This window comes from Labrys sp. WJW (genome assembly GCF_001676615.1).
In the GTDB taxonomy this organism is placed as follows: domain Bacteria; phylum Pseudomonadota; class Alphaproteobacteria; order Rhizobiales; family Labraceae; genus Labrys; species Labrys sedimenti.
This window is the reverse complement of the sequence record NZ_LYXZ01000069.1, coordinates 1-24,264: the sequence shown is the minus strand read 5'-3', so window position 1 is coordinate 24,264 and position 24,264 is coordinate 1. Positions and strand designations below refer to the sequence as shown.

At 63.6% G+C, this 24,264-nt stretch carries 23 protein-coding genes; 17 read left to right on the top strand and 6 right to left on the bottom strand.

The window, feature by feature from the left end:
• Nucleotides 1-40: 40 nt before the first annotated feature.
• Nucleotides 41-1,111, bottom strand: coding sequence for an ABC transporter ATP-binding protein (locus BA190_RS31490; protein WP_068297749.1), 1,071 nt, complete (start codon nucleotides 1,109-1,111; stop codon nucleotides 41-43).
• Between the two features lie 132 nt (nucleotides 1,112-1,243).
• On the opposite strand from BA190_RS31490, the gene BA190_RS31485 reads away from it, so the two are divergent.
• The 7 genes from BA190_RS31485 to BA190_RS31455 all read left to right on the top strand — a co-directional run bounded on the left by BA190_RS31485 (nucleotide 1,244) and on the right by BA190_RS31455 (nucleotide 7,946).
• The gene (locus tag BA190_RS31485; protein WP_068297744.1) at nucleotides 1,244-1,954 is read left to right on the top strand and encodes a GntR family transcriptional regulator; all 711 of its coding nucleotides are present in this window, start codon (nucleotides 1,244-1,246) and stop codon (nucleotides 1,952-1,954) included.
• Nucleotides 1,951-2,952 (top strand): alpha/beta hydrolase, encoded by a 1,002-nt coding sequence (locus BA190_RS31480; protein ID WP_202908556.1) that lies wholly within the window; start codon nucleotides 1,951-1,953, stop codon nucleotides 2,950-2,952. The genes BA190_RS31485 and BA190_RS31480 overlap by 4 nt, the downstream gene beginning before the upstream one ends.
• Nucleotides 2,953-2,986: 34 nt before the next feature.
• Nucleotides 2,987-4,201: a sugar ABC transporter substrate-binding protein gene (locus tag BA190_RS31475; protein ID WP_156771780.1), complete on the top strand. Its 1,215-nt coding sequence runs from the start codon at nucleotides 2,987-2,989 to the stop codon at nucleotides 4,199-4,201.
• Nucleotides 4,202-4,271: 70 nt separating this feature from the next.
• Nucleotides 4,272-5,195, top strand: a complete 924-nt coding sequence (locus BA190_RS31470; RefSeq protein WP_082980170.1) for a carbohydrate ABC transporter permease — start codon at nucleotides 4,272-4,274, stop codon at nucleotides 5,193-5,195.
• The gene (locus BA190_RS31465; protein ID WP_068297736.1) at nucleotides 5,192-6,025 is read left to right on the top strand and encodes a carbohydrate ABC transporter permease; all 834 of its coding nucleotides are present in this window, start codon (nucleotides 5,192-5,194) and stop codon (nucleotides 6,023-6,025) included. The genes BA190_RS31470 and BA190_RS31465 overlap by 4 nt, the downstream gene beginning before the upstream one ends.
• A 47-nt stretch (nucleotides 6,026-6,072) precedes the next feature.
• Nucleotides 6,073-6,954, top strand: coding sequence for a sugar phosphate isomerase/epimerase (locus BA190_RS31460; RefSeq protein ID WP_068297734.1), 882 nt, complete (start codon nucleotides 6,073-6,075; stop codon nucleotides 6,952-6,954).
• Complete coding sequence (locus BA190_RS31455; protein ID WP_068297732.1) at nucleotides 6,951-7,946, top strand: Gfo/Idh/MocA family protein; 996 nt, start codon at nucleotides 6,951-6,953, stop codon at nucleotides 7,944-7,946. Before BA190_RS31460 ends, BA190_RS31455 begins: the two co-directional genes overlap by 4 nt.
• 360 nt (nucleotides 7,947-8,306) lie before the next feature.
• Here the strand turns inward: BA190_RS31455 and BA190_RS31450 are convergent, their stop codons facing one another.
• A complete protein-coding gene (locus BA190_RS31450) occupies nucleotides 8,307-10,157 on the bottom strand; it encodes a sigma-54-dependent Fis family transcriptional regulator (RefSeq protein WP_068297728.1) in 1,851 nt (616 codons plus the stop codon).
• Nucleotides 10,158-10,375: 218 nt separating this feature from the next.
• Here BA190_RS31450 and BA190_RS31445 point away from each other — a divergent pair, with 218 nt between their 5' ends.
• Together BA190_RS31445 and BA190_RS31440 are read left to right on the top strand one after the other, a co-directional pair.
• Nucleotides 10,376-11,428 carry an NAD(P)-dependent alcohol dehydrogenase gene (locus BA190_RS31445; protein WP_068297724.1) on the top strand — a complete coding sequence of 351 codons (1,053 nt, stop codon included), beginning with the start codon at nucleotides 10,376-10,378 and terminating at the stop codon, nucleotides 11,426-11,428.
• A gap of 163 nt (nucleotides 11,429-11,591) precedes the next feature.
• Nucleotides 11,592-11,807, top strand: coding sequence for a ribbon-helix-helix domain-containing protein (locus BA190_RS31440; protein ID WP_322432278.1), 216 nt, complete (start codon nucleotides 11,592-11,594; stop codon nucleotides 11,805-11,807).
• Nucleotides 11,808-11,852: 45 nt separating this feature from the next.
• Here BA190_RS31440 and BA190_RS36625 read toward each other — a convergent pair whose 3' ends face one another.
• The 4 genes from BA190_RS36625 to BA190_RS31425 are packed head-to-tail and all read right to left on the bottom strand — an operon-like array spanning nucleotide 11,853 to nucleotide 13,982.
• Nucleotides 11,853-12,029, bottom strand: coding sequence for a hypothetical protein (locus tag BA190_RS36625; protein ID WP_202908555.1), 177 nt, complete (start codon nucleotides 12,027-12,029; stop codon nucleotides 11,853-11,855).
• Nucleotides 12,030-12,061: 32 nt separating this feature from the next.
• Complete coding sequence (locus BA190_RS31435; RefSeq protein ID WP_068297718.1) at nucleotides 12,062-13,171, bottom strand: WD40 repeat domain-containing protein; 1,110 nt, start codon at nucleotides 13,169-13,171, stop codon at nucleotides 12,062-12,064.
• A complete protein-coding gene (locus BA190_RS31430; RefSeq protein WP_068297713.1) occupies nucleotides 13,168-13,509 on the bottom strand; it encodes a hypothetical protein in 342 nt (113 codons plus the stop codon). The genes BA190_RS31435 and BA190_RS31430 overlap by 4 nt, the downstream gene beginning before the upstream one ends.
• A complete protein-coding gene (locus tag BA190_RS31425) occupies nucleotides 13,506-13,982 on the bottom strand; it encodes a hypothetical protein (protein ID WP_068297754.1) in 477 nt (158 codons plus the stop codon). Before BA190_RS31425 ends, BA190_RS31430 begins: the two co-directional genes overlap by 4 nt.
• A gap of 525 nt (nucleotides 13,983-14,507) precedes the next feature.
• Here BA190_RS31425 and BA190_RS31420 point away from each other — a divergent pair.
• The 8 genes from BA190_RS31420 (at nucleotide 14,508) to BA190_RS31385 (ending at nucleotide 23,997) form a co-directional block, all read left to right on the top strand.
• A complete protein-coding gene (locus tag BA190_RS31420) occupies nucleotides 14,508-16,181 on the top strand; it encodes an aromatic/alkene/methane monooxygenase hydroxylase/oxygenase subunit alpha (protein ID WP_202908554.1) in 1,674 nt (557 codons plus the stop codon).
• A 103-nt stretch (nucleotides 16,182-16,284) separates the two neighbouring features.
• The gene (locus BA190_RS31415; RefSeq protein ID WP_068297709.1) at nucleotides 16,285-17,349 is read left to right on the top strand and encodes an NADH:ubiquinone reductase (Na(+)-transporting) subunit F; all 1,065 of its coding nucleotides are present in this window, start codon (nucleotides 16,285-16,287) and stop codon (nucleotides 17,347-17,349) included.
• Between the two features lie 155 nt (nucleotides 17,350-17,504).
• Complete coding sequence (locus tag BA190_RS31410) at nucleotides 17,505-18,563, top strand: aromatic/alkene monooxygenase hydroxylase subunit beta (protein WP_068297707.1); 1,059 nt, start codon at nucleotides 17,505-17,507, stop codon at nucleotides 18,561-18,563.
• Nucleotides 18,564-18,596: 33 nt separating this feature from the next.
• A complete protein-coding gene (locus BA190_RS31405; RefSeq protein WP_068297706.1) occupies nucleotides 18,597-18,965 on the top strand; it encodes an MmoB/DmpM family protein in 369 nt (122 codons plus the stop codon).
• A gap of 81 nt (nucleotides 18,966-19,046) precedes the next feature.
• On the top strand, nucleotides 19,047-20,123 hold the full coding sequence (locus tag BA190_RS31400) for an NAD(P)-dependent alcohol dehydrogenase (protein WP_068297698.1): 1,077 nt from the start codon (nucleotides 19,047-19,049) through the stop codon (nucleotides 20,121-20,123).
• 345 nt (nucleotides 20,124-20,468) lie between these two features.
• Nucleotides 20,469-21,491: an amidohydrolase family protein gene (locus BA190_RS31395; RefSeq protein ID WP_068297695.1), complete on the top strand. Its 1,023-nt coding sequence runs from the start codon at nucleotides 20,469-20,471 to the stop codon at nucleotides 21,489-21,491.
• 5 nt (nucleotides 21,492-21,496) lie between these two features.
• The gene (locus BA190_RS31390; protein ID WP_202908553.1) at nucleotides 21,497-22,306 is read left to right on the top strand and encodes an iron-sulfur cluster assembly protein; all 810 of its coding nucleotides are present in this window, start codon (nucleotides 21,497-21,499) and stop codon (nucleotides 22,304-22,306) included.
• Between the two features lie 59 nt (nucleotides 22,307-22,365).
• Nucleotides 22,366-23,997 carry a molecular chaperone GroEL gene (locus tag BA190_RS31385; protein WP_068297692.1) on the top strand — a complete coding sequence of 544 codons (1,632 nt, stop codon included), beginning with the start codon at nucleotides 22,366-22,368 and terminating at the stop codon, nucleotides 23,995-23,997.
• The last annotated feature ends 267 nt before the right edge of the window (nucleotides 23,998-24,264 follow it).

Here is a 24,264-nt window from a genome sequence, read left to right as displayed (position 1 = left end):
TCCACCCGCCCCAATAGCGGCGGGCCGGCCGGCAATCAATTCAGGCCGGTTCCAGCCGCCTGCCGCTCTTTCCGTCGAAAAGATGCAGCACGTTGGCCTCGCCCCTCACCGAAACCTGGTCTCCCACCTTCACGGTGCTATGACGCGGGAATTCGACGGTGACCATGCGTTCCCCACCAGTATCCAGGTAGCCAAAAGTCTGCCCGCCGAGACGTTCGACCATCGCCAATTCGCCGGTGAACCAGGCCTGGGAGGCATCGCAGCGTGAAAGGTCTTCCGCCCGGATGCCCAGAATGATCGGGGTCCCGGCTGCCCCCGACAGCCATGGCACGGCGATCCTGGCCTTGCCGATCGGCAGTTCGCCATCGCCATTCAGCTTCAGTTCCACGGTGTTCATGGTCGGGCTGCCGATGAAGCGCGCGACGAAAAGGCTTGCCGGACGGTGATAGAGATCGAGCGGCGGGCCGACCTGTTCCATGCGGCCTGCATTCATCACGACGATACGGTCGGCCAGCGTCATCGCCTCGACCTGGTCATGCGTGACATAGACCGTGGTTGCCTGGATGCGCCGGTGCAGCTTGGCGATTTCGAGCCGCATTTCCACCCGCAAGCCGGCATCGAGATTGGACAGCGGTTCGTCGAACAGGAAAGCCTGGGGGTCGCGAACGATGGCCCGCCCCATGGCGACGCGCTGGCGTTGCCCGCCCGACAATTGTCCCGGCCGACGCTCCAGCAGAGGCGCCAGTTTCAGGGTTTCGGCGGCCTGCCTCACGCGCTGGTCAATCATTTGCGGGTTCTGATCGCGCATGCGCAGGCCGAAGCCCATGTTCTCGGCGACTGTCATATGCGGATAGAGCGCGTAATCCTGGAACACCATGGCGATGTTGCGCTCGGCGGGCGCAAGCGCATTCACCACCCTGTCCCCGATGCGCATCTCTCCACCGGTGATCTCCTCGAGCCCGGCGACCATGCGCAGCAAGGTGGATTTGCCGCAGCCTGAGGGACCGACCAGCACCAGGAATTCGCCCTCGGCGATATCGAGGTCGACACCATGGATCACCGTATGGGTGCCGTAAGACTTGCGAATATCCCTGAGGCCAATGCCTGCCATTGCGTTCTCCCCGATGCTGCCTGCGACAAGCGAGGCTTCTTTCCAGCCCTTGACCTGATTATCAATATCAATAATGATAATTGCAAGAGGCATGCGAACACCCACGAGGTGGCGCCAGCACAAGGGGGAGACATGAGCGAGCGGCCAGCATCTCGGCGTTTCGACCCGGCATTGCGCGCCAAGGGCGCCCGGCCGAGCCCTGTCGCCCGCTCAGCGATCGCCTTCGACGCCCTCAAGCACGACATCATGCTCGGCGAGCTCGCTCCCGGCGAACCCCTGGTGGAACTGGAACTTGCCGCCCGTTTCGGCTGCAGCCAGGGCACGGTGCGGGAAGCCCTGCTGCAGCTCCAGGAGGAAGGGCTGGTGCACCGGCGCGGCCATCGCGGCACGCAGGTCTCGGACTGCACGGCGGACGAAGCCGTCGAGATGTTCCGCGTCCGCAAGCAGATCGAATGTGCCGGCGTGCTGCGCGCCTTGCGCAACCCCAGCCGCGGCCTGCTTTCCGATCTGAAGGCACTGGTCGAGGCTATGGAGGAGGCCGCGCGGGAGGATGACGAGATGGGGCTCGCCGCCTTCGACCGCGATTTCCACCGCCGTCTGTTCCACGATGCAGACCTGCCCGCCCTGGATCCGATCCTGCATCGCTGCCTGATCCACAACCATCGCTTCAAGATTTCGCGCACGCAAGGCCAGCGCGATCTCGTACTGACGGCCCAGCGTCATCGGCCGCTGGTGGCGGCAATCGAGGCCGGCAACGCCACCGCGGCCGTGGCCTCCCTCGAGCACCACATCGCGACCATCGTTGATTTCGGGCCCAACGTCTTTCCGGGAGCGGGGCAATGAACGTTCCCATCCCTGATGTGCAGGTCGAAGAGTTGACCGGCCGGCTCGATCCGGAACTGGCACGTCTCCTGGTCGCCATCGACGATGAAATCGGCCCGCAGCCCGACACGACGCTGCTGCCACCGGCCGAGGGCCGGGCCCTCGCCGCGCAACTCAACCAGCGCTGGAACCGTGACCTGCCGGCAATGGCCTTTGCGGACGACATCGTCATTCCTGCCGATCCGACGCTCTCGTCCGCCGACTGCCGCGTCAAGGTGCTGATCCCACCGCAGGCCGGAGACGGTGCCCTGGTCTTCATCCATGGCGGCGGCTTTGCCTTCTGCAGCCCGCAGACCCATGAACGGTGCGCCCGAGTCCTCGCCCTCGAAACCGGCCTGCCCGTTCTCCTGCCGGACTATCGCCTGGCACCGGAACACCCCTTTCCGGCGGGGCTGCATGATGTGATCGCCTGTCTCCACCGCGTTTTCGAACACACGGCTGCACTCGGCATCCGTCCAGGACCGCTGCTGCTGGCTGGCGACTCCGCCGGCGCCAATCTGGCCCTCGCCGCCATGCTTCACGGGCAGGCCAGCGGATACAAGGCCCCCGATGGTGCCCTGCTCTTCTATGGCGTCTACGACGCGGATTTCGAGACCCCCTCCTATCGACGCTTTGCCGAGGGTCCCGGCCTGACAACAGCGCGCATGCAGCGCTACTGGAATTGGTACCTGCCCGACCCGAAGGCACGCCAGGCTGTGCTCGCCTCGCCCCTTCATGCCAGCGACGAGGCCCTGCTTGGCCTGCCGCCGCTCTTCCTTCTGGCGGCGGAGATCGATCCGCTCTTGTCGGACACGCTCAGCTTGGCGGCGCGCCTGCGCTCGGCGGCACGGCCGGCCGACACGCACATCGTCAAGGGTGTGACGCACGGATTTCTGCAGATGAGCATCGGGCTGAGCGCAGCCCGCAACGCCCTCAAGACCGCAGGTCAAGCGGCAAAGTCAATGATCAAGCCGGCCTGAACCGGCACCAAAAACACATCTTCGGGAGGAAACGATGAGGACAGGACTGAAGAAAACGCTGAAGGCGCTCGGTGTCGCCTGCGCCCTGAGCGCCAGCATGATGCTCGGGGCCGCCAAGGCACAGACCGTGCGCTTCTGGTATCATTTCGACAATCCGGCCAACCCGATGGACGATCTCATCAAGAAGTTCGAGACGGCCAATCCCGGCATCAAGATCGAAGCCGAAAACGTGCCGTGGAACTCCTATTACGACAATCTCTACACGTCGATCGTCGGCGGCAATGCGCCCGACGCCGCCATGGTGAAGCTGTTCGCCCAGCCACGCCTCGTCGAAATGGGAGCCTTGGAGCCGATCGGCGAACGCATCGATGCCTGGCCGGGCAAGGCGGACCTGCTCGACAATCTCCTCAATCTCAACAAGGGACCTGAGGGCAAGCAATATTACCTGCCGATCCAATATGTCGTTCTCTATCTTTATTATCGCACCGACCTGTTCCAGGCCGCCGGCCTGGAACCACCCAAGACCTGCGACGAATTCCGAGAGGACGCCAAGAAGCTCACCAAGGCACCGGAGACCTATGGCTTCGGCCTGCGCGGCGGCAAGGGCGGCTGGGACCAGTGGGGCACCTTCGTCTTTTCCAAGGGCGCCAAGCTCGAGCCGGGCGGCCTGACCACGCCGGAGGCGATTGCCGCCAACAAATGGCTGGTCGACATGTTCCGGGAGGACAAGTCGATTCCGCCCTCCGCACCGAATGACGGCTTCCAGGAAATCATCGCGGCCTTCAAGGCCGGCAAGACGGCGATGACCATCCACCATGTCGGCTCGTCCAACGATCTCGTCAAAGCCCTGGGCGACAAGGTCTCGGCGGTCCCCGCTCCCGCGTGCAACGGCAAGCAGTGGACCTCCTATGGCGATGAATCGCTGGCGATCTTCTCCTCCTCGCAGGTGAAAGACGCCGCCTGGAAGTGGATCTCCTTCCTGGCGGAGGGACAGAACAACGTCGAGTTCAACAAGGCCACGGGCCAGATGACGGTGACCAAGTCGGGCTCGGCCAACTGGACGCTGCACCAGCGGCGTTTCGTGGATGCCACCGTGCAGTCACTGCCCTTCGCCTCTGTGCTGCCGCAGACCCCGGCCACGACCGAATTCGTCAACACGGCCTGGCAGACCAACATGCAGCAAGCCCTGACAGGCGCGGCGACGCCCGAGCAGATGATGCAGCAATTGCAGACGCTGTTTGCAAATTAGGCAAGGGCGCCGGGCTTTCTGCGCCCCGTGCAGAAAGCCCCTCTTTCTCCTCTCACCACGACGCCGGGCCATGTCGCTGCATTCGTCCACCTCCGAACTCGATCGGGAATTCGCGGCCCCCCTGCGGACGCGACTGATGCCCTATGCCCTGCTGGCCCCGGCTCTGCTGGTGGTGTTCGTCGTCGTCTTCGTCCCGATGATCGAGGCCGTCTATACGAGCCTGTTCGATCTGGTGCTGTGGAAGCCCAACGCCGCCAGATTCGTCGGCCTGGGCAACTACATCAAGCTGTTCGCCGATCCGGTGTTCTGGACCGCGCTCTGGCACACCGTGATCTGGATCGGCCTCACAGTGCCGCTGCAGATGGGGCTCGGCCTGGTTGCCGCCCTGCTGCTCAACCGCGACTTTCCCTGGCGCGGCCTTGCCCGCGCCCTGATCATCATCCCCTGGGCCTTGCCAAGCGTGGTCATCGCTTTGATGTGGCGCTGGATCTACGATCCCAACACCGGCGTGCTCAACGACATGCTGCTCAGTGTGCATCTGATCCAGAGCGCGGTGCCCTGGCTCGCCGATCCCAATGTCGCGCTCTATGCCGTGATCGCCACGCTCACCTGGCAGGGCTTTCCCTTCTTCGCCGTGATGATCCTCGCCGGCCTGCAGGGCATTCCGCGCAGCCAGTACGAGGCCGCCTCCATCGACGGTGCCACGCCCTGGCGCCAGTTCGTCAACGTCACCCTGCCCGGCATTGCACCGGTCTTGGCCACGGCCGGGCTGCTTCGCGTGATCTGGGTCGCCAACTCCATGGACGTCATCTTCGTGATGACGGGCGGCGGTCCCGGCTACGCGACGCACACGCTCCCCCTCTACGCCTTCATCAAGGCGCGCCAGAACCTCGATTTCGGCTACGGCACGGCGGTCGCGGTGACCTTCACCGTCCTGCTCGGAGCCTTCGTCGCCATCTACATCATCCGCACCATGAAGGAGGTCGAGCGATGAACAAACCATCGACCCTCCGGCGCATCCTCACGACAGACCTGCCGGTGGCAGCGATCGTGCTCTTCGCGCTCGGGCCCTTCGCCTGGATGATCCTGACCTCGCTCACCCCGTCCGAGCGCATTGCGGCAAGCGGGGTTTCGCTCTCGCCCATCGGCTGGAGCCTCGACAACTACACCCGCCTGTTCGAGCAGACTTCCTTCCTCGGCAATATGGGCCACAGCCTGATCATCGCCCTCGGCACGGTGGTCGTCGGCCTCGGCGTCTCGGTCACGGCCGCCTATGCCTTCTCGCGCTTCCGCTTCCTCGGCCGCCGGGCGATCATGCTGCAGTTCCTGCTGGTGAACATGTTCCCGGTGGTGCTGCTGATCCTGCCGCTTTTCGTGCTGATGCGCCGGCTCGGCCTGCTCGACACCCATCTCAGCCTGATCCTGGCCAATGCGACCGTCGCCATTCCCTTCGCGGTGTGGATGCTGACGAGCTATGTGGCGGCCATCCCCAGAAGCCTCGACGAGGCAGCGATGATCGACGGCTGCTCGCGCCTGGCGGCTCTGCGCCGGGTGGTGCTGCCGCTAGCCATGCCCGGTATCATCTCCACCGGCATCTATATCTTCATCACCGCCTGGAACGAGTATCTCTACGCGCTCACTCTGGGCGGCAAGAACGTGCGCACGGTGACCGTGGCGATCCAGACCCTGATCGGCGAATACCAGATCGAATGGGGGCTGCTCGCTGCCGGTGGCGTGGTCGGCGCCCTGCCTGCGACACTGCTCTTTCTCCTCGTGCAAAAACGCCTAGTCGGCGGTCTGACCCAGGGAGCGGTGAAGGGATGACGAAGCCTGCACCGCTGCCTGCCCTCTGCAAACTGTGAAGCCAAGCAATGAATCCTATCGGCCTGATATCGATGCAATATGCCCGGCCCTTTGCCGCCGAGCATTTTCCCCTCTTCGCCCGCATGAAGGAACTCGGCTACGATTTCGTCGAGCTCCTGGTGCCCGAGCCCGGAGAAATGGACCTGGCGGAGGCCCGCGCAGCCCTGGCCGACGCAGGCCTCGGTGTGGTGTTGGCGGCTCGCGTCAATCTGCAGCGCAACCTGTCCTCGGAAGATGCAGCCAGCCACCGGGCCGGCATCGACTATCTGAAATATGCGGCGGACTGCGCGGCCGCGCTCGGCGCGACAGTGGTGGGTGGCCCCCTGACGGGCAATCCGCTCGTCTTTGCCGGCCGCGCACCCCAGCCGGTGTCGGAGACCGAGCGCCTCGCCCGCAAGCAGCGCTGTGTCGTCGGCCTGAGGGAAGCCGGCGACCATGCCGCCGGTCTTGGCATCACCCTCGCCGTCGAACCCCTGAACCGCTTCGAAAGCGACGTGCTGTGCACCACGCAGCAGGCGATGGAACTGCTCCAGGCCGTCGATCACCTCGCCGTGCGGCTGATGCTCGACACCTTCCACATGCATATGGAGGAAGCCTCCATCTCCGAAGCCATCCGCCTTGCCGGATCGCTCCTCGTGCATTTCCAGGCCAATGAAAACCATCGCGGCTTTCCGGGAACCGGTGCCACGGACTGGGTCGACGTCTGCCGCGCCCTGCATGACATCGACTATAGCGGGCCCATCTCACTCGAGCCCTTCCGGCGCAACGACGATCGCTTCGGCGTGCCCTTCGCGCAATGGCGCCCGCCCCATGAAGACGAGAGCGAGCGCCTCGCCGCCTCCGCCTCCTTCATCCGCTCCCACATCTCGCTGACGGAATTTCGCAGATGACCTTGAATATCGGCTGGATCGGCTGTGGCGTGCACGCCACCCAGATGCTGTTGCCGCAACTCCTGCGCCATGACGCGAAGATCGCAGCCCTTTGCGACATCGACGGCAAGCGCCTTGCCGATGCCGGCCGCCAGTTCGGCGTCTCGACACTGCTCACCGATGCAATGCAACTGATCCGCACGCCCGGGATCGATGCGGTCGGCATGGCCGTCGGCCCCGACCAGCACCTCGCCTTCGGCAAGGCTGCGCTGGAGTACGGCCTGCCGGTTTTCATGGAAAAGCCCCCCTCTGGTTCGGCAGAGGGGGCTCGCCTCTTGCGTCAAGCATCCGAGAAAGCCGGCAAGCCACTGCTCCTCGGCTTCATGAAGCGCTATTCGGTGGGTAACAAGATCGCGCACAACATCCTGAAGTCCGGCCGGTTCGGCCCCGTGCTCGGTCTCACCGGCTACTACATGACGGCGCCCGGCTATTTCGCCGGCAACGTCGATTATACCGGCTTCTTCCTGCATCATTGCGTGCATTACATGGATCTCGTCTCCCACCTGGTCTCGCCCGTCACCGCCCTGACGGCGCGCAAGGTGGAGAAGACGCCGGGCCGCGTGCTCTTCCATATCGCCCTGGACTTCGATTGCGGCGCCATCGGCACCATAGCGATGGGCACGATTCAATCCCGGGGCACGCCTGTCGAGCGCATCGAACTGATGGGCGATCACCAACGCCTGGAGATCGAAGACGTGGTGGAGGTGCGTTGGCATCGCGATCCCCCCTTCAAGACGGCCGATGCCGCGGCAACCCTGGCGGACAGCCAGGACAGCCTCACCTGGAAACCCAATTTCACGGCCGCCGCCAACGAGGATTTCAAGGGCTACCATGCCCTCCTCGCCGATGTCGTCCCGGCACTCAAGGGGGAAGACACCCCGGCCCCGAGCATTCGGGACGGGGTGATTGCCATGGAAAGGCTCGAAACCCTCAGGAAGGCCCTCGCCCTATGACCTCCAGAATGGATCTGGCATGCAACCGCCGGCAGTTGATCCTTTCGCGGCTCTGATCCAGCCAGGGATCGCCGACGGCCCAGGCACCTGTTTTCGGCGAGCTGGAGCACCGCATCCAATTCCATGATCAGGTCCGATGCGCTGCAGGCCGCCACAATGGCTGACCCGAGGTGTCATGATCCAGCCCGAAGTGACGAATTTATAATCGGGGTGGCAATTTACGCCCCCCCGAGCCGTTGGATATCGCAGTGCCCCTTGGAATCGAACCAAATCAGGCCACTGATCGTAAGCCGCTGGGCCATCTCCTCGATAGGTCGATGCGCACGGAGCGCTTCGAATGCGGGTCACTCCGCACCCGGCTCACAAATGCTTGTATATCGTCGTCCGTGACAATCCCAGAACGCGCGCCGTATGCGTGACGTTTCGGCAGGAGCGATATGTCGCCCGGATCTCCCGGCAGATCCGGCGTGCCAGGCCACGGTCCCGGCAGGCGGCGCAGACGTCACCGAGATCTTCCACACCATCGACGAAGCAGGCCTCGTCGATGGCTGCTCCCTGCTGGCGCATGATTAGACGTTGGAGCGCGCTGCGAAGCTCCCGGATATTGCCGGGCCATGTGCGCTGCGCCAGCCTCGCGATGGCAGCATCCGTGATCGCCAGCCCCGGGGCCAGTTCCTGCAACAGGTGCTTGACCACGAGCGCAAAGTCGGCGCGAGCAGACAGGGGCGGCAGATGCAGGACGAGACCGTTGAGACGGTAAAGCAGGTCGGCCCGGAAGGCCCGCTCCGCCACCATCTCCTCCAGATTGCGGTTGGTCGCGGAGATGATCTGGACATCGACCTTGTGAATCTTCAGTCCGCCCACCGGCCGCACTTCCATGGCATCGAGAAAACGCAGCAACGCCGTCTGGGCGGAAAGCGGGACATCGGCGATCTCGTCGAGGAACAAGGTGCCCCCGTCGGCCTGCCGGGCCAGCCCGATGGATCCCTCCGTCCGGGCATTGGTGAAGGCGCCCTGCTCATGGCCGAAGATCTCGGCAATGAAGAGTTGTTCGGCCAACGCACCGCAATTGACGGGCACGAATTCCCCACGCCGGCCGCTCACCGCATGGATATGGCGTGCCATCAATTCCTTGCCGGTGCCCGTCTCGCCCGTGAGGTGAATGGGCATGCCCATGGCGACGCCCTGCCCGATATCGGCCATCGCGGCCTTCAACGCCTCGTCCGCACACACGAACTCCGGCGCGGAGCCAGCCTTGTCATGGAGCATCTCCCGCGAGCCCTGGCGCAGGTTGCGGACCGCCAGGCCGGGAGCGATCTGCCGACAGACCATCAGGACCTGGCTGCCAACCGTATCGCGTATGGGAATGACGCCTCCCCGCAGAAGCCCATCCAGCGCTCTGGCGAAGGGTATCTCGAACAGGGCGTCGAAACTCACACCCGCCCCGGTCGGCAGGCCGCACAGCAGGACCGAGCCGGGACGGTTCAGTGCCGTGACGACGCCATCGCGCGACAGGGCCAGCAATCCCGCCGATAGCGTATCGAGATATTCGGCACGCGGATGGAAGGCCAGGATGAAATTGTCCGCGCATTCCTGGAAGATCAGCCCGTTCTCGATCTGGGCCGCGGCCATGCGCACCAGCGCATGCGTATGCTGCTGACGCGCTTCATTGGCGCAGGACGCGTCGAGCAATCCCAGGACCTGGCCATGTGAATCCAGGATGGGCGCCGCCATGCAGCTCAGATGGGCGTGGCAGGTGAAGTAATGCTCCCGGCCGAAGACGCCGACGGGCTGGCTGCTGTCCGCGGCCAGCCCGAGGGCATTGGTGCCCCGCCGTGCCTCGTCCCACAGGCTGCCGGGAAGGATGGCGCGCCCTGCCGCGCTTTCCGTGAAGGCCTGATCGGAGATGGTGTCGAGCACCATGCCGCTCGCATCCGCCAGCGCGATCATCAGATTGGAGCCGGCGATCTGGGCGTAGAGAACCTGCATCTCGGCGAGGGCCAACCGGCGCAGGCCTTCCATTTTCTGGCGCCGACGCGTCACCGTCGCAAACGGCACCACCTCGCCGCGGGGCTGGAGGCTGGGGTCGAGACCCAGCTCCCGGCAACGCTGCCAGCTTTCGGCGATCGGCACCGGCAGGGTACCGCCGGGCAGGCGATCGCCACGTTCGAGCGCATTTCGGGCCCGGTCCATTCCCGACAAGATCTGCATGGCCTGCTCCTCGATTTGGCCTTCCGGCCGGCGACGCAATGCCGAGGGCGCTGTACGCGAACTGGACACCCGGCCCGCGCAAATGTTCAACCCAACGACAGAACCGGCTTCAAAGATTCAATCAACACACTGAGATAGCTTGCATATTTTTCCTGGCATGCGGATTGCCACGTCTCTTGCGAAGCACGGACGAGACCGGGCTCGCGGAGGAAATGACAATGAAGGCGCAAGTGCTCACCCGCTACGACGACGACCTGAAAGCCGGCCAGTGGGTCGATCTCCAGGAAGTTCCCGATCCCAGGATCGAGAAGTCGAACGACGTCATCGTGCGGATCGGCGGAGCGGGTGTATGCCGCACCGATCTCCACATCATCGAGGGCGTCTGGCGCCCGCACATGGACCCCAATGGCGACCAGTTGCTGCCGCTGATCATGGGCCATGAAAATGCCGGCTGGGTCGAAGCGATCGGCAAGGAGGTCGAGGGCATCAAGGTCGGGGATCCCGTCATCGTGCATCCCAAGATCTCGGGCGGGACCTGCCTGGCCTGCCGCCGCGGCATGGACATGCATGGGCCGGGACGCTTTCCAGGCCTCGACTGCAATGGCGGCTATGCGGAGTTCCTGTGCACCTCCGAGCGCAACATCGTCCCGCTTCCCAAGACGCTCGCGCCCAAGGAAGTCGCGCCCTATGCCGATGCCGGCCTGACCGCCTATCGCGCCGCCAAGAAGGCGACCCGCCATCTGCTGCCGGGGGAAAGCTGCGTGGTGATCGGCGCCGGCGGCCTCGGCCATATCGGCATCCAATGCCTCAAGGCCATGTGCGCCGCCGACGTCATCGTGGTCGACAAGTCCGACGCCTCCCTGGCCCTTGCGGGCAAGATCGGGGCGGACAAGCTGGTGAAGGCCGACGGCAACGAAGTAGAAGCCGTGCTGGCGCTCACCGGCGGGGCCGGCGCCGAAGCCGTGATCGACTTCGTCGGCGAGAAGGGCACCACGGCCAAGGGCCTTGCCATGACCCGATCGGCCGGCAGCTATTACGTCGTCGGCTATGGTGAGGATATCCGGGTCCCCACGGTCGACATGGTCATCACGGAAAAGAACATCATCGGCAATCTGGTCGGAACCTGGGCCGAGCTCGTCGAACTCATGGCCCTGGCCGATCGCGGCCTGGTCGAGTTGACCACGGTGGAATACCGGTTGGCCGATGCCAACAAGGCTCTCCAGGATCTCAACGCCGGCAGGATCCATGGTCGCGCTGTCCTCATTCCGTAAAGAGAAAAGCCCAGGCCTCCCCCCGATCGGCGGAGGCCGGGCACTCCCATTGCCGCACCCGGGCGACCGGGACGGCAGGGGCGCGGCAAGGCTGAAAGGGCGAGCCATGTGCAAGGTCCTCACAAGTCAGAGCCCGCTCCACTTTCACAAGGCGAGCCGATCGATGCGTATCGCCGGGCACTCGACGACGGTGAGGTTGGAGGAAGCGTTCTGGCAGGTCCTCGACGAAATGGCGCTGCGGGAAGGGCTCTCGACCTCCCGGCTGATTTCGGTGCTCTATGAGGAAGCACTCGAACGCCATGGCGCCGCGCCAAACTTCGCTTCGCTCCTGCGCACCGTGTGCCTGCTCTATCGCGGGATGATTCCGCCCGAGAGCTGATACGCCGAGGGAGGCCGGATCGCTCCGGCCTCCTCACCCACCGTCTCAACTCGCCTTTGCGATCTTGACGATCCGGTCCTCGGCGATCCAGCGCGCCGTCAGGATCAGGGCCCCCATGGCAAAATCCTTGTCATGGGTGTCGATCATCTCACGGGCGAGATTTTCCAGTTTCTGGAAGAACAGGTCCTTGCTCTCTTCCTCGCGGGTCTGCTCTGTCGGCATGTCGTCCTCCTGTGATGGGCGCTTTGCTGCGTCTATTTGAAGAGTTGAGGCGGGAAGGTAACCAATGCGGCCTGGCCCTCGGCATCGCCCACGGCGAGATGGCGCCCGTCCGCCGACCAGGCCAGCGCAGTGACGGCGCCGCCGAACGGCCGCACGAACAGTTCGTCGCGCCCGCCGAGCCGCGCCACCACGATGCGGCCATCGGCATAGCCGGCCGCGACCAGATCGCGCCTGGGATGGGCAGCAACCGCCTCCACCAGGATCAGGCCGGTATGCCCGGTGAGCAAGGCCTGGCTGGCGGCTTCGGGCATGCCCCAGGCCGCGATGCGATAGGCACCCGATGCCACCAACTGCCCTCCCACGCCCCAGGCCAGCCCCCGCACCGGTGCGGGAAAGTCGAGGATGGTGTCGGTCCGTCCAAGCGGGACGTCGACGATGCTGAGACCACCTATTTCCAGACCACAGGCGATGCGATCGCCTTGCTCGTTCCAATGGAGGCTAGTTGGCCGCGAGGGCAGCGTGACCACGCCTTCGACCGGCATTTCTTCGTCCAACCCCAGGATGACGAGGCTTTCTCCACTCAATCCCGCCAGAAACCGGCCATCGGGGGAGAATTTGAGGGCTTTCGTGTCGGGAAGTGTCGCCCTCGACCGACCAACGATTTTTGCCTCCTGGTCGAGGACGCAGAGTTCCTCGCCGTCCGACAGAGCGGTCATTCCCGATTGCACAGCATGGTCAAGCGCCTGGATGGAGAGGCCAAGACGAAAGAAATCCTCGCTCAACTCTCCCTGCGCCGAAACCCTCCTGACCGCACCATGGCCGGTCCCGACGAGGAAGCCGCCTGCATGGAAGGGAACGACAAGAGGAACTTGGCCCTCCTCAACTGCGACCGCGGTCAGGGGCACTGGCGGACTGGTGCGCGGCAATATTCTCATCTGTCCGAGATCGCCACTGACCCGGATACGGCTTTCCGGTCCCTCCGTTTCCGCCACGGGAGCAAGGGCCAGCGTCCCATCGAGGGTCGTGAAGGCGACAGAGCTTCCCTGCCGATCGAAGTTCACGCTTGCGACGGGTGCGGGTCGCTGCCAGCAGCGTCCCAGCAGGTCGAACAGCGTCGGGTTCTGTCTGCTTTGCTGATTCATGATGTCCTCCCTTCCCGCTCCATGGCCTGCTGGAGCAGACGATCGAGCGCCTCGATTTCCTGCTCGGCTGTTTCGATGCGCTCGGCACATTGGTTTTGCCGCTCGATCTCAGCTTCGGCGCTTTCGTGTGCCGTTCGCAGTTCGTCCTGCAATTCCCGCGCCAACTCCCCGTCAGCCGGCGTTTGCTTCAAAGCCAGCTCGAGGCGCAGGACCTCCATGTCGAGGCCGGCGAGGAGCTGGGTGAGCTTGAGGGCCTGTGCATTGAGCGCGGACAGACCGGCAACCAAGCCGAGCCGGCGTGTCAGCAGATCCTGACGCTCGGGATTCGCATGGGTCATGGCCGCCTCTTCTCCTCGACGACCTCCGGCCTTTCCCAGCCGGACAGGAGGTTCGGCAGCTCCGGGAGCTGGGCTTTGAACTGGCGTTGCGCCGCCTCCACATGGCTCCTGAGCTGGTCCCAGATGTCGACGCGCAACAGGCAAGTGGTATCGCCGATCAGGCGTTCGATGTCCTCCACCCGAAACTGCCGGGACAGGGAAACACCCGAGAAGACGAAGTCGCGCAGCGTGATGGCATGCCGTTCCACAAAGGCATGAAGCAGGGGATGGGTTTCCTCCGTAATCCCCGCCTTTGTCAGCTCGGCGATCATGAACGCCTGAAAATGGCGCTGCAGGCGCAACTGGCTTTCGCCCAGAAAGCGCATGGAGAAGATCAGGTCGCGCGGCATCAGCCGCAGCAGGTCGGTGATGACCTCGCTCTCACCCGGCCCCTCGAAAGCCGATGGTGATCGAGGATCGTCGGAAGAAGACATCGGCATGACCCCGAATGATTGGGTTGTCATAGTGCCGACAGGATAACCCATGAAAGTAAGTTGTCTATAAGTTCTAATATCAATGATATCAATAAATGTGTTAAATATCAAAATAGATAAATAGCATTACATTTGTAAATTACAGCTGTAAAATAATGTTACACCAATGACGTTCGCGCGAATATCAACGCCATTCAGGACGCCTGAAGCTGCACAATTTAGAGCTTGTCGCGAGTTGGCACGGTCCTTGCTGTATCGTTCTCCATAAGAAGCCCATCGCGTTTCGGCGCGATGCCAAAAGAACGAAGGAATGGGGAACCCAAGGTCGGAATGCCATGGCGCGCGTGCCTTGCGCAGCGCGCACCGGGCTTTCAGCACCGCTCCAGATACCTTTGCCGTGATCCACTCGAGCGGCCGGATGGAGGCATCCATGCTTCCAGGCGGACCGCCCGCACTCATCGGCGGCGATACCTGCCGCTCCCCGCCCGGACCATGGGGGTTCGTGGCGTAATCTGGTGGAGGCTCATGGCTATGACGTCTTTGACGCTCAACAAGATAACCTCGCAGCGCGGCATCTCAGTCGGCGAGGCGACCAAGAAGATATCCGATCTCGGCTGGAACCCGACCTATGTCCAGGAAGCGATGACCTTCCCGACGGACTACAAGATCAGCAAGGCGCCGCGCGATCCGATGAAGCAGGTGCTGCGCTCCTATTTCCCGATGCAGGAGGAAAAGGACAATCGGGTCTATGGCGCGCTGGACGCCGCCCTGCGCGGCGACATGTTCCGCAATGTCGAGCCGCGCTGGGTAGAGTGGATGAAGCTCTTCCTCGCCATTATCCCCTTCCCGGAAATCTCGGCCGCCCGCTCGATGGCGATGGTGGCCAGGCTGGCGCCCGGCGAGGACCTGCGCACCGGTTTCACCATGCAGATGGTCGACGAGTTCCGCCATTCCACCATTCAGATGAATCTGAAGAAGTGGTACATGGAGAACTATATCGATCCGGCCGGCTTCGATATCACCGAAGAGGCCTTCGGCAAGTGCTACGCCACCACGATCGGCCGCCAGTTCGGTGAAGGTTTCATCACCGGCGATACCATGACCGCGGCCTGCATGTACCTGACCGTCGTCGCCGAGACGGCCTTCACCAACACGCTGTTCGTCGCCATGCCCTCAGAGGCCGCCCGCAATGGTGACTATGCCCTGCCGACGGTGTTCCTTTCGGTGCAGTCGGACGAGAGCCGCCATATCGGCAACGGCCACTCCCTTCTGATGGCCGCCCTCAAGGAGCCGGAAAACCACCTGCTGCTCGAGCGCGACCTGCGCTACGCCTTCTGGCAGAACCACGCCATCGTCGATGCCGCCATCGGCACCTTCATCGAATACGGCACCACCAACCGCGACAAGAACAAGGAATCCTACGCGGAGATGTGGCACCGCTGGATCTTCGAGGACTATTACCGCACCTACATGCTGCCGCTGGAAAAATACGGCATCAAGATCCACCACGACGACGTGCAGACGGCCTGGAAGCGCATCACCGAGAAGTTCTATGTCCACAAGGTGGCGCAGTTCTTCGCGGTGGGCTGGCCGGTGAACTTCTGGCGTATCGAGGCCCAGCGCGAGCAGGACTTCGAGTGGTTCGAGCACAAATATCCCGGCTGGTACGCCCAGTTCGGCGATTTCTGGAAGTGGTACGACAAGCTCAGCCACCGCGGCGAGAAGGTTCTCGTGTTCAACGAGCAGGTCGGCTACGTCTACCCCCATCGCTGCTGGAGTTGCCTGGTGCCCTGCCTGATCCGCGAGGACATGGTGGTGGACGAGATCGATGGGCAGTTGCACACCTTCGCCCATGAACTCGACCGCTGGACCGCCGTCGAGGCTTTCTCCGACGAATATCAGGGCCGCCCGACTCCGGCGATGGGCCGCTTCAGCGGCAAGCGCGAATGGGAGACGCTCTATCACGGCTGGGATCTGGCCGACGCTATCAAGGATCTCAACTTCGTGCGCTCCGACGGCAAGACCCTGGTGCCGCAGCCGCATCTGCGCTTCGACAGCAAGGACATGTGGACGCTCGACGACGTGCGCGGCCACACCCTGCAGTCTCCGCTCACGCTGCTGCGTGAGATGAACCCGGCCGACCGCGAGAAGCACCTGGCCGAGTACCGCGCCGGCTTCACCATCACGCCGTTCAACTGACGAAACGAACCCCATGGAGGCCGGGAACCGGCCTCCACTGGGCCCGCTTGCCCCCTTCCCGCGCCGGGAAGGGGAACGGGAGAGTATTGGGAGGAGAAGACCGATGAGCGGTGCCCACACTGTGCGTCTGGAGCCGGTCGGCGTCGAATTCGAAGTGGAACACGGCGAGACGGTGCTGAATGCGGCATTCCGTCAAGGCATAGCGCTGCCGCATGGCTGCAAGGAGGGACAATGCTCGGCCTGTAAATGCGTCCTGCTGGATGGCGAAGTCGACATGCTCAAATATTCGACCTTCGCGCTCAACGACATGGAGAAGGACAGCGGCCACGTCCTCCTGTGCCGGACGATCGCCTATTCCGACATGGAGGTGGAACTCCTCAACTACGATGAGGAGGTGCTGGCGAAGTCGATCGCAGTGAAGACCTATCAGGGCCGCATCACACGCATCGAGCGGCTGACCCACGACATCCGTGGCATCGAGATCAGCCTCAATTCGCCGATGAAATTCTGGGCCGGCCAATATGTCGACATCACGGTCACAACGCAAAAGGGGGAGACGCTTACGCGCTCGTTCTCCATGGCAAATACGCCGGACCAAACCCAGGCCCTGTCCTTCATCATCAAGAAATACCCCGAGGGGAAATTCTCCGGAGAACTCGACGCCGGGGGAATCCAGGTCGGAGCCGAGGTTGCCATCGTCGGCCCCTACGGAACCTGTTTCCGACGGGAAGAGCGCCAAGGACCCCTGATCCTGGTCGGCGCCGGGTCGGGCATGTCGCCGGTCTGGTCGATCCTCAACGACCACTTGGCCAGTGGCGAGCAAAGGCCGGTCTATTTCTTCTACGGTGCCCGTACGCAGGACGACCTCTTCCATCTCGACCGGATCTCGGCCCTGGTGGAACGTCATCCGGAAGTCAGCTTCATCCCCGTGCTCTCGCATGCCGGGGAAGACGGCGCATGGCAAGGCGAGCGCGGCTTCGTGCACGAAAGCGTGGGCGCCAAGCTCAAGGAACTCGCCATCGATGGACAGGGCGACGTCTATGCCTGCGGTCCGCCCCCGATGATCGACGCCCTGCAGCCCGTTCTCTTCATGAACGGGTTCGAGTCCGAGCACGTCTTCTTCGACAAGTTCACCACCTCGTCGGGCGCGAACTCGCCCGGCCACTAGAGCAGAGTGCGATTTATCTAAATCGCACTTCCTCTCTAAGTCTTTGTTTTAACGCGTTTTCTTAATCAAAAAGTCTATCAACTTTTCTGGAAAACGCTCTAAGGACCGCCCTCGGGCGGATCGTCGAAACGCACCACAACCAGGGAGTGAATACCATGCCTGCCATTTCGAGTTCGGTTGGATCCGGCGCAGCCGGCGCGGCGATCTTCGCCGATTCCGACAGCCGCAAATATCGCTATTTCGACCCCAGGGGGCAGCGCGCCACCCACTACGAGGACGTCACCGTCGATGTGCAGCCCGATCCCGAGCGCTATCTGATCCAGAACTGGATCATCAATTTCGCCGACGGCAACGGCGCCTATGTCAAGGGCAACACGCTGGCCCAGAGCTCGAACTGGCATGCCTTCCGGGCGCCCGACCAGGAATGGGAGCGCACCCATTACCAGCGCCAGTCCAAGATCGAGACCATGGTGCAGAGCGTGATCGCCAATGGCCGCAAGTCCGGCGCCCCCAAGAGCTTCGACAAGGTCTGGATCAGCATCCTGCAGCACCATCTGGGTGCCTGGAAACACGCCGAATTCGGCCTGGGCACCTCGCTGATGCAGGCCCAGCGCTACGGCTACACCCAGATGATCAACAACGCCACGCTGACCAATTCCTCCTACAAGCTGCGCCTGGCCCAGGACATCACGCTCTATCTGGCCGAGATCGGCATGGATATTCCCGGCTGGAACGACGAGCTCGGCAAGAAGACCTGGCTGGAGGACGGCGCCTGGCAAGGCACCCGTGAAGCCATCGAGACCATCATGGGCTCCGAAGACTATCTGGAGCAGTATTTCGCCATCAACATCGTATTCGAACCTCTGGTCGGCGAGCTCTTCCGCTCGGGCTTCCTGATGCAGGTGGCAGCCGCCAACCACGACTTCATCACCCCGCCGGTGATCTCGGCCGCCGAAGCCGACTATGAGCGCAATCTCGCCAATACCATCGACCTGATCTACCTGCTCGCCCATGACGAGAAACATGCGGCGGCCAACCGCCAGCTGTTCAAGGGCTGGCTGAAGAAGCACCGCGCCCTGGCCGACAAGGCGGCGCTGGGGCTGCAGCCGATCTGGTCGATGCCGCATTCCAAGCCGGTCTCGTTCGAGGATGTCCGCGCCGTCTCGCAGGAGCGGATCGGCCAGATCCTGCGCGAACTCGGCCTCGACGACTGACCGGCCGGCAACCATCTCAAGGGAGAAACGACCATGTCCACGGCAGCACGCGATTCCTCGCACGCCAATATCTTCAAGTCGATGAAGGACATCACTTTCGAGCAAACCATCTCGCACCAATGCGGGGTCACCATGAACGACTCGGTGGAGGCTCGCGCCATCGCGGAATTCATGGGCAAGAAGGAAGGTGTGATCGTCACCTATCAGCCCGCGCTGATCCGCATCGACGGCGACGGCAAGCTCATCTTCAAGATGGACGAGATCAGCGAATATCTCGGCCGCGAGATGACCGCCGAGATCTTCGAAGTCAACACCTCCACCCATTACGGCCGCATGGTCAGGATCGACGACAACACGGTGATCCTGTTCGGCAACATGGACGAGGTCTTCGAATACATCTGAGCGCGACGGCAAGTCTTGGGCGATACGCAGCGGCGTATCGCCCGTTCCCGCCCATGCAGAGCCGAAAACGAGTAGCCAGTCATGCCAAGCAAAATGAAGGCCGCGATCTTCGTCGAGAAGGGGCGCATCGTCCTCGACGACAAGCCGATCCCCGAGATCGGCCCTGACGATGCCCTGATACGGGTCACCACCACGACGATCTGCGGAACGGATGTCCATATCCTGAAGGGGGAATATCCCGTCGCCAAGGGCCTGACCATCGGCCATGAGCCCGTCGGCGTGATCGAGAAGCTCGGCTCGTCGGTACGCGGCTTCAGGGAGGGCCAGCGCGTCGTCGCCGGCGCCATCACCCCCTCGGGCTGGAGCCATGCTTGCCTGTGCGGTTGCGGTTCGCAGGATGGCGCCGGCACCAAGCATGGCTGGAAGGCCATCGGCGGCTGGAAGTTCGGCAACACCATCGATGGCTGCCAGGCCGAGTTCGTCTGCGTGCCGGACGCCATGGCCAATCTCGCCCCCATTCCGGACGAGGTGAGCGACGAACAGGTCCTGATGTGCCCGGACATCATGTCGACCGGCTTTGCCGGCGCCGAGACCGGCGGCATCCGGATCGGTGACATCGTCGCCGTCTTCGCGCAGGGCCCGATCGGCCTGTGCGCCACGGCCGGCGCCAAGCTGATGGGCGCGACCACCATCATCGCCGTCGATACGGTGCCGGCCCGCCTGGCCATGGCCAGACGCCTCGGTGCCGACATCGTGGTGGACTTCAAGCAGGAAGATCCCGTCGAAGCCATCATGCGCCTGACCGACGGCCGCGGCGTCGACGTGGCGATCGAGGCACTCGGCACGCAGGCGACCTTCGAAGCAGCCCTGCGGGTTCTCAGGCCCGGCGGCGTGCTGTCGAGCCTTGGCGTCTACTCGTCGGACCTGAAGATCCCGCTCGACGCCTTCGCCGCCGGCCTCGGCGAGAAATCGATCCGCACCTCGCTCTGCCCAGGCGGCAAGGAGCGCATGCGCCGCATGCTCGACGTCATCGGTTCGGGGCGGGTGGACCTGGGCGGGCTGGTCACCCACCGCTTCAAGCTCGACCAGATCGAGGAGGCCTACGACCTCTTCGCCAATCAGCGCGACGGCGTGCTGAAGGTCGCCATCACGACCTGAGGAACGCCGGCCACCACGGCAGCGATGGGAGAGAGAACCATGCTCGATGCTTCATTTGGCCCCTGTTCCGAAGCCGGCATTCCGACCGCGAGAATGGGTGGGCAAAGGGGTAAGCCAGGCGCCGGTCCGGAAGATGCGGAAGCAGCCGCGCGGGACGGTCGCACCTGCAGCGACACTGCATCCGAGGGATGTACGGGATGCCCGTTGCGCAACGCGCGGATGGCCCGGCTGCCGCCTTTCCACACACCTGGCAGAGCCGCGGCGCCACCGACCTGACGTCGCGGGAAATACTGAAACAATCGAGTTGAAACAAAATCTTAGAGCGAAATACCAACGGAGGAAGCCATGTATATCACGCCCGAAGGCAAGGAAATTTTCGTCGTCGACGGCCACACCCATTTCTGGGACGGCAGCCCGGAGAACCAGCGCAACATCCATGGCAAGCAGTTCGTGGAATGCTTTTATGCCTATCACACCGCGCTCAGCCCCAAGGAACAGCTCTGGCCGAAGGAGAAGTTCGAGAAATACAGCGCCGACGATCTCTATCGCGACCTGTTCGTCGATGGCCCCGATGACGTCGCCATCGTGCAGTCGACCTATCTGAAGGATTTCTACAAACAGGGCTTCAACACCCTCGAGCGCAATGCCGAGATGGCCAAGCGCTATCCCGAACGCTTCATCGTCAACGGCTCCTTCGACCCGCGCGACGGCGAGGCGGCCCTCGAATACATCCACTTCATGAAGGAGACCTACGACATCAAGGGCGTGAAGATGTACACGGCCGAATGGCACGGCGATTCCAGGGGCTGGAAGCTGACCGACCCCAACGCCTATCGCTGCTTCGAGCTGTGCGAGAAACTGGGCATCCGCAACGTCCATGTCCATAAGGGCCCGACGATCATCCCGCTCAGCAAGGACGCCTTCAACGTCGGCGATGTCGACGACGCGGCCACCGACTTCCAGAACCTGAACTGGATCGTCGAGCATTGCGGCCTGCCCCGCCTCGACGACTTCTGCTGGATCGCCGTGCAGGAGACCAATGTCTATGGCGGCCTTGCCGTCGCCCTGCCCTTCATCCATTCGCGCCCGCGCTATTTCGCCGAGGTGATCGCCGAACTCCTGTTCTGGCTCGGCCCGGACAAGATCCTGTTCGGCTCCGACTATGCGATCTGGACGCCGCGCTGGCTGGTGGAGAAATTCTGGGCCTTCGAACTGCCCGAGGACATCAAGCGTGAACGCGGTGTCGATCTCACCCCCGAGATCAAGGAGAAGATCCTGGGCCTCAATGCGGCGCGCCTCTACGACATCGACATCGCGGCCAAGAAGGCGGCCCTGGCCAAGGCGCCGCTGTCGATCGCGGCGGAGTGAGGGGCATGATGAGCGCTGCGCTCCGTGGGCGCCGCCAGGCTGAACTCTGGCGGCGGCTGTCCGAGGTCAACGACCCCGAACTCGACGAGCCCGTCACCAATATGGGCTTCGTCGAATGCGCCGAGATCCTGGATGATGCCAGCGTGGAGGTCGAATTCAGGCTACCCACCTATTGGTGTTCGCCCAACTTCGCCTTCCTGATGCTCGATGGCGTGCGCGAGGCGCTCGAGGCGCTGTCCTGGAAGCCGGCCTATCGGATCCAGCTGCAAGATCACATGTTCGCCGACGAGGTCAATCGAGGCATCGCGGCGGGCAAGAGCTTCGGCCAGGTCTTCGGCGAGATGACGGGGGATCTCGATCTCACGGCCCTGCGCGAGACCTTTCGTGCCAAGGCCTATAAGCGGCGTCAGGAAGCCGTGCTGCTGGGATTGCGGCAGGCCGGCCTCGGCGACGACGCCATCCTCGCCATGGATCTTCCAGCCTTCGATGCCACGCAGCCCGCGGGAGAGGACGCAGTGGCCCAGAAGCCGCGCTACCGTCAGGCCCTGCTCGAGCGCCATCCCCATATCGGCCGCGGAGATGGCGTCTTCCTGACCTGGGAAGGTACTGCCCTCACCGCTACCACGCTGGCCTCCTATCTGGGAGACCTGCGCAGCCTGCGGATCAACATGGAGTTCAACGGCGCCCTGTGCCGTGGACTCAAGCAGACCCGGTACAAGCAGGCCGAGTTCACGGACGGCGAACCGACACTGGTCGACTTCATCCTCGACCGCGTGCCGCCCGCCGCCGGGAACACGCCCGCCATCAACAGCTGAACCGAGGCCTCGCCGCCCGAGGCCGACAACAACCGCCCGCAAGGGCGGAAGGAGGAGCCATGCCCAAATTGATGCTTCACAATTCGCACGCCCGCCGCGCCCTTGCCCGTGGCGTTCACCAGCTCGCAGCCGCCGTGGAGCCGACACTCGGCCCCAAGGGCATGAATGCCATGATCGACCGGCCAATCGGCACGCCGATGGTGACGCGCGACGGCGTTTCCATCGCCTCGGAGATCGAATTGCACGATCGTTTCGAGAATATGGGTGCGCAGGTGGTGCGCGAGGTCTCGATGCAGACCAACGAGATCGCCGGCGACGGCACCACCACCGCCATCGTGCTCGCCAATGCCCTGGTCCAGAAGGGCGTCGAGGCCAATGAGCAAGGCGCCAAGGCTGTCGATCTGGTGAAGGGCATCGACCTCGCCGTCGATGCCGTGGTGTCTTCGCTGAGATCCAGCGCACGCCCGGCCCGCGAGAACGGCGCCCTGGCGGCCGTCGCCAACATCGCGGCCACCGATACCCGGCTCGGCGGCCTGGTGGCCGAAGCCTTCGAGAAGGTGGGCGCCGACGGCATCATCACCACCGATTTCAGCATCACCACCGAGACCACGCTCGATGTCGTCGAGGGCATGTCCTTCGACCGCGGCTATATCTCCCATCACATGGTCACCGATGTGGAGAAGATGCAGGCGGTGCTGGAGCGCCCCCTGATCCTGCTGACCGACCTGAAGATCAAGGATCCCACCTCGCTCGATGCTGTCAGGGCGATCGCCGACAAGGCCGGCAGGCCGCTGCTGATCGTGGCCGAGGAAGTTTCGCCCGAGGTGGTCGTGACGCTGCTCGGGCGCAGCGGCGCCGGCAGATATCTGATCGTGCATCCGCCGGAATACGGCCATTGGCGCAAGGCGCTGCTGGAGGATTTGGCCATCATCACCGGCGGGCGCGTCGTCGCCCGTGACCTTGGCGGCCAGCTCGAACAGATCGAGGCGGCGGATCTCGGCAGCGCGGAACGGGTGCGCACCAGCGCCACCCATACGGCCATCATCCATGGCGGCGGCGACAAGGCGAAAATCGCCGCGCGCCGCACCCAGGTACAGCATCAGTTCGAAAACGCGCCGCCCAATATCGAGCAGGACAAATTGCGCGAGCGCCTCGCCAAGCTTTCCGGCGGAACGGCCGTACTCTATGCCGGCGGCGTCACGCCGGTCGAGCAGAAGCGCACCATCCAATTGATCGAGGATTCCCTCTCCGCCGTGCGGGCCGCGCTCGACGAAGGGGTGGTCGCCGGCGGGGGCTCGGCCCTGGCCCAGATCGGGCCGGTGCTCGCCCCCCTGCTTGCCAGGCTCGACGGGGACGTTGCGGCGGGCGTCCGCCTGGTGAAATCGGTGCTGACGCGCCCACTCTGGCGCATCGTCGCCAATGCCGGCGGCGATCCCGAGGCGGTGGTGGCGAAGGTATCGAGCGTCAATGGCGGCTTCGGCTACAACGCCGCTCTCGGCGAATACCAGAACATGTATGAGGCCGGCATCATCGATCCCGTCCGCGTCACCTGCGCGGCCCTGACCAACGCCGCCTCGGTGGCCAAGCTGATCCTCACCACGGAGACCCTGGTGGGGGATCTGGCCGAGGACGAGGATCCAACCGCCGGCCCGGCCCTCGGAGGCGGCGCCGAGAAACTCGGCCGCGCCTGAGCGCGCGGCCGTCGGGCCGGAATACGCCAGGATCTTTCACATCGAAAACTCGGACAGGGCGACACGCCTTGTCCGGGCAGGCCGAATTCGGCCTGGCGCCCGCCCACTCCAATTCGAACGATGACAAGCACGGAGACAATCATGGATGGAAACGAAGCCGCCAATATCAGCAAGTGCCCGGTAGCGCATGGATCGCGTCCCGGTTTTGAGGTTCGCTCGAACCGTGACTGGTGGCCGAACCAGCTGAACCTGAAGATCCTGCACCAG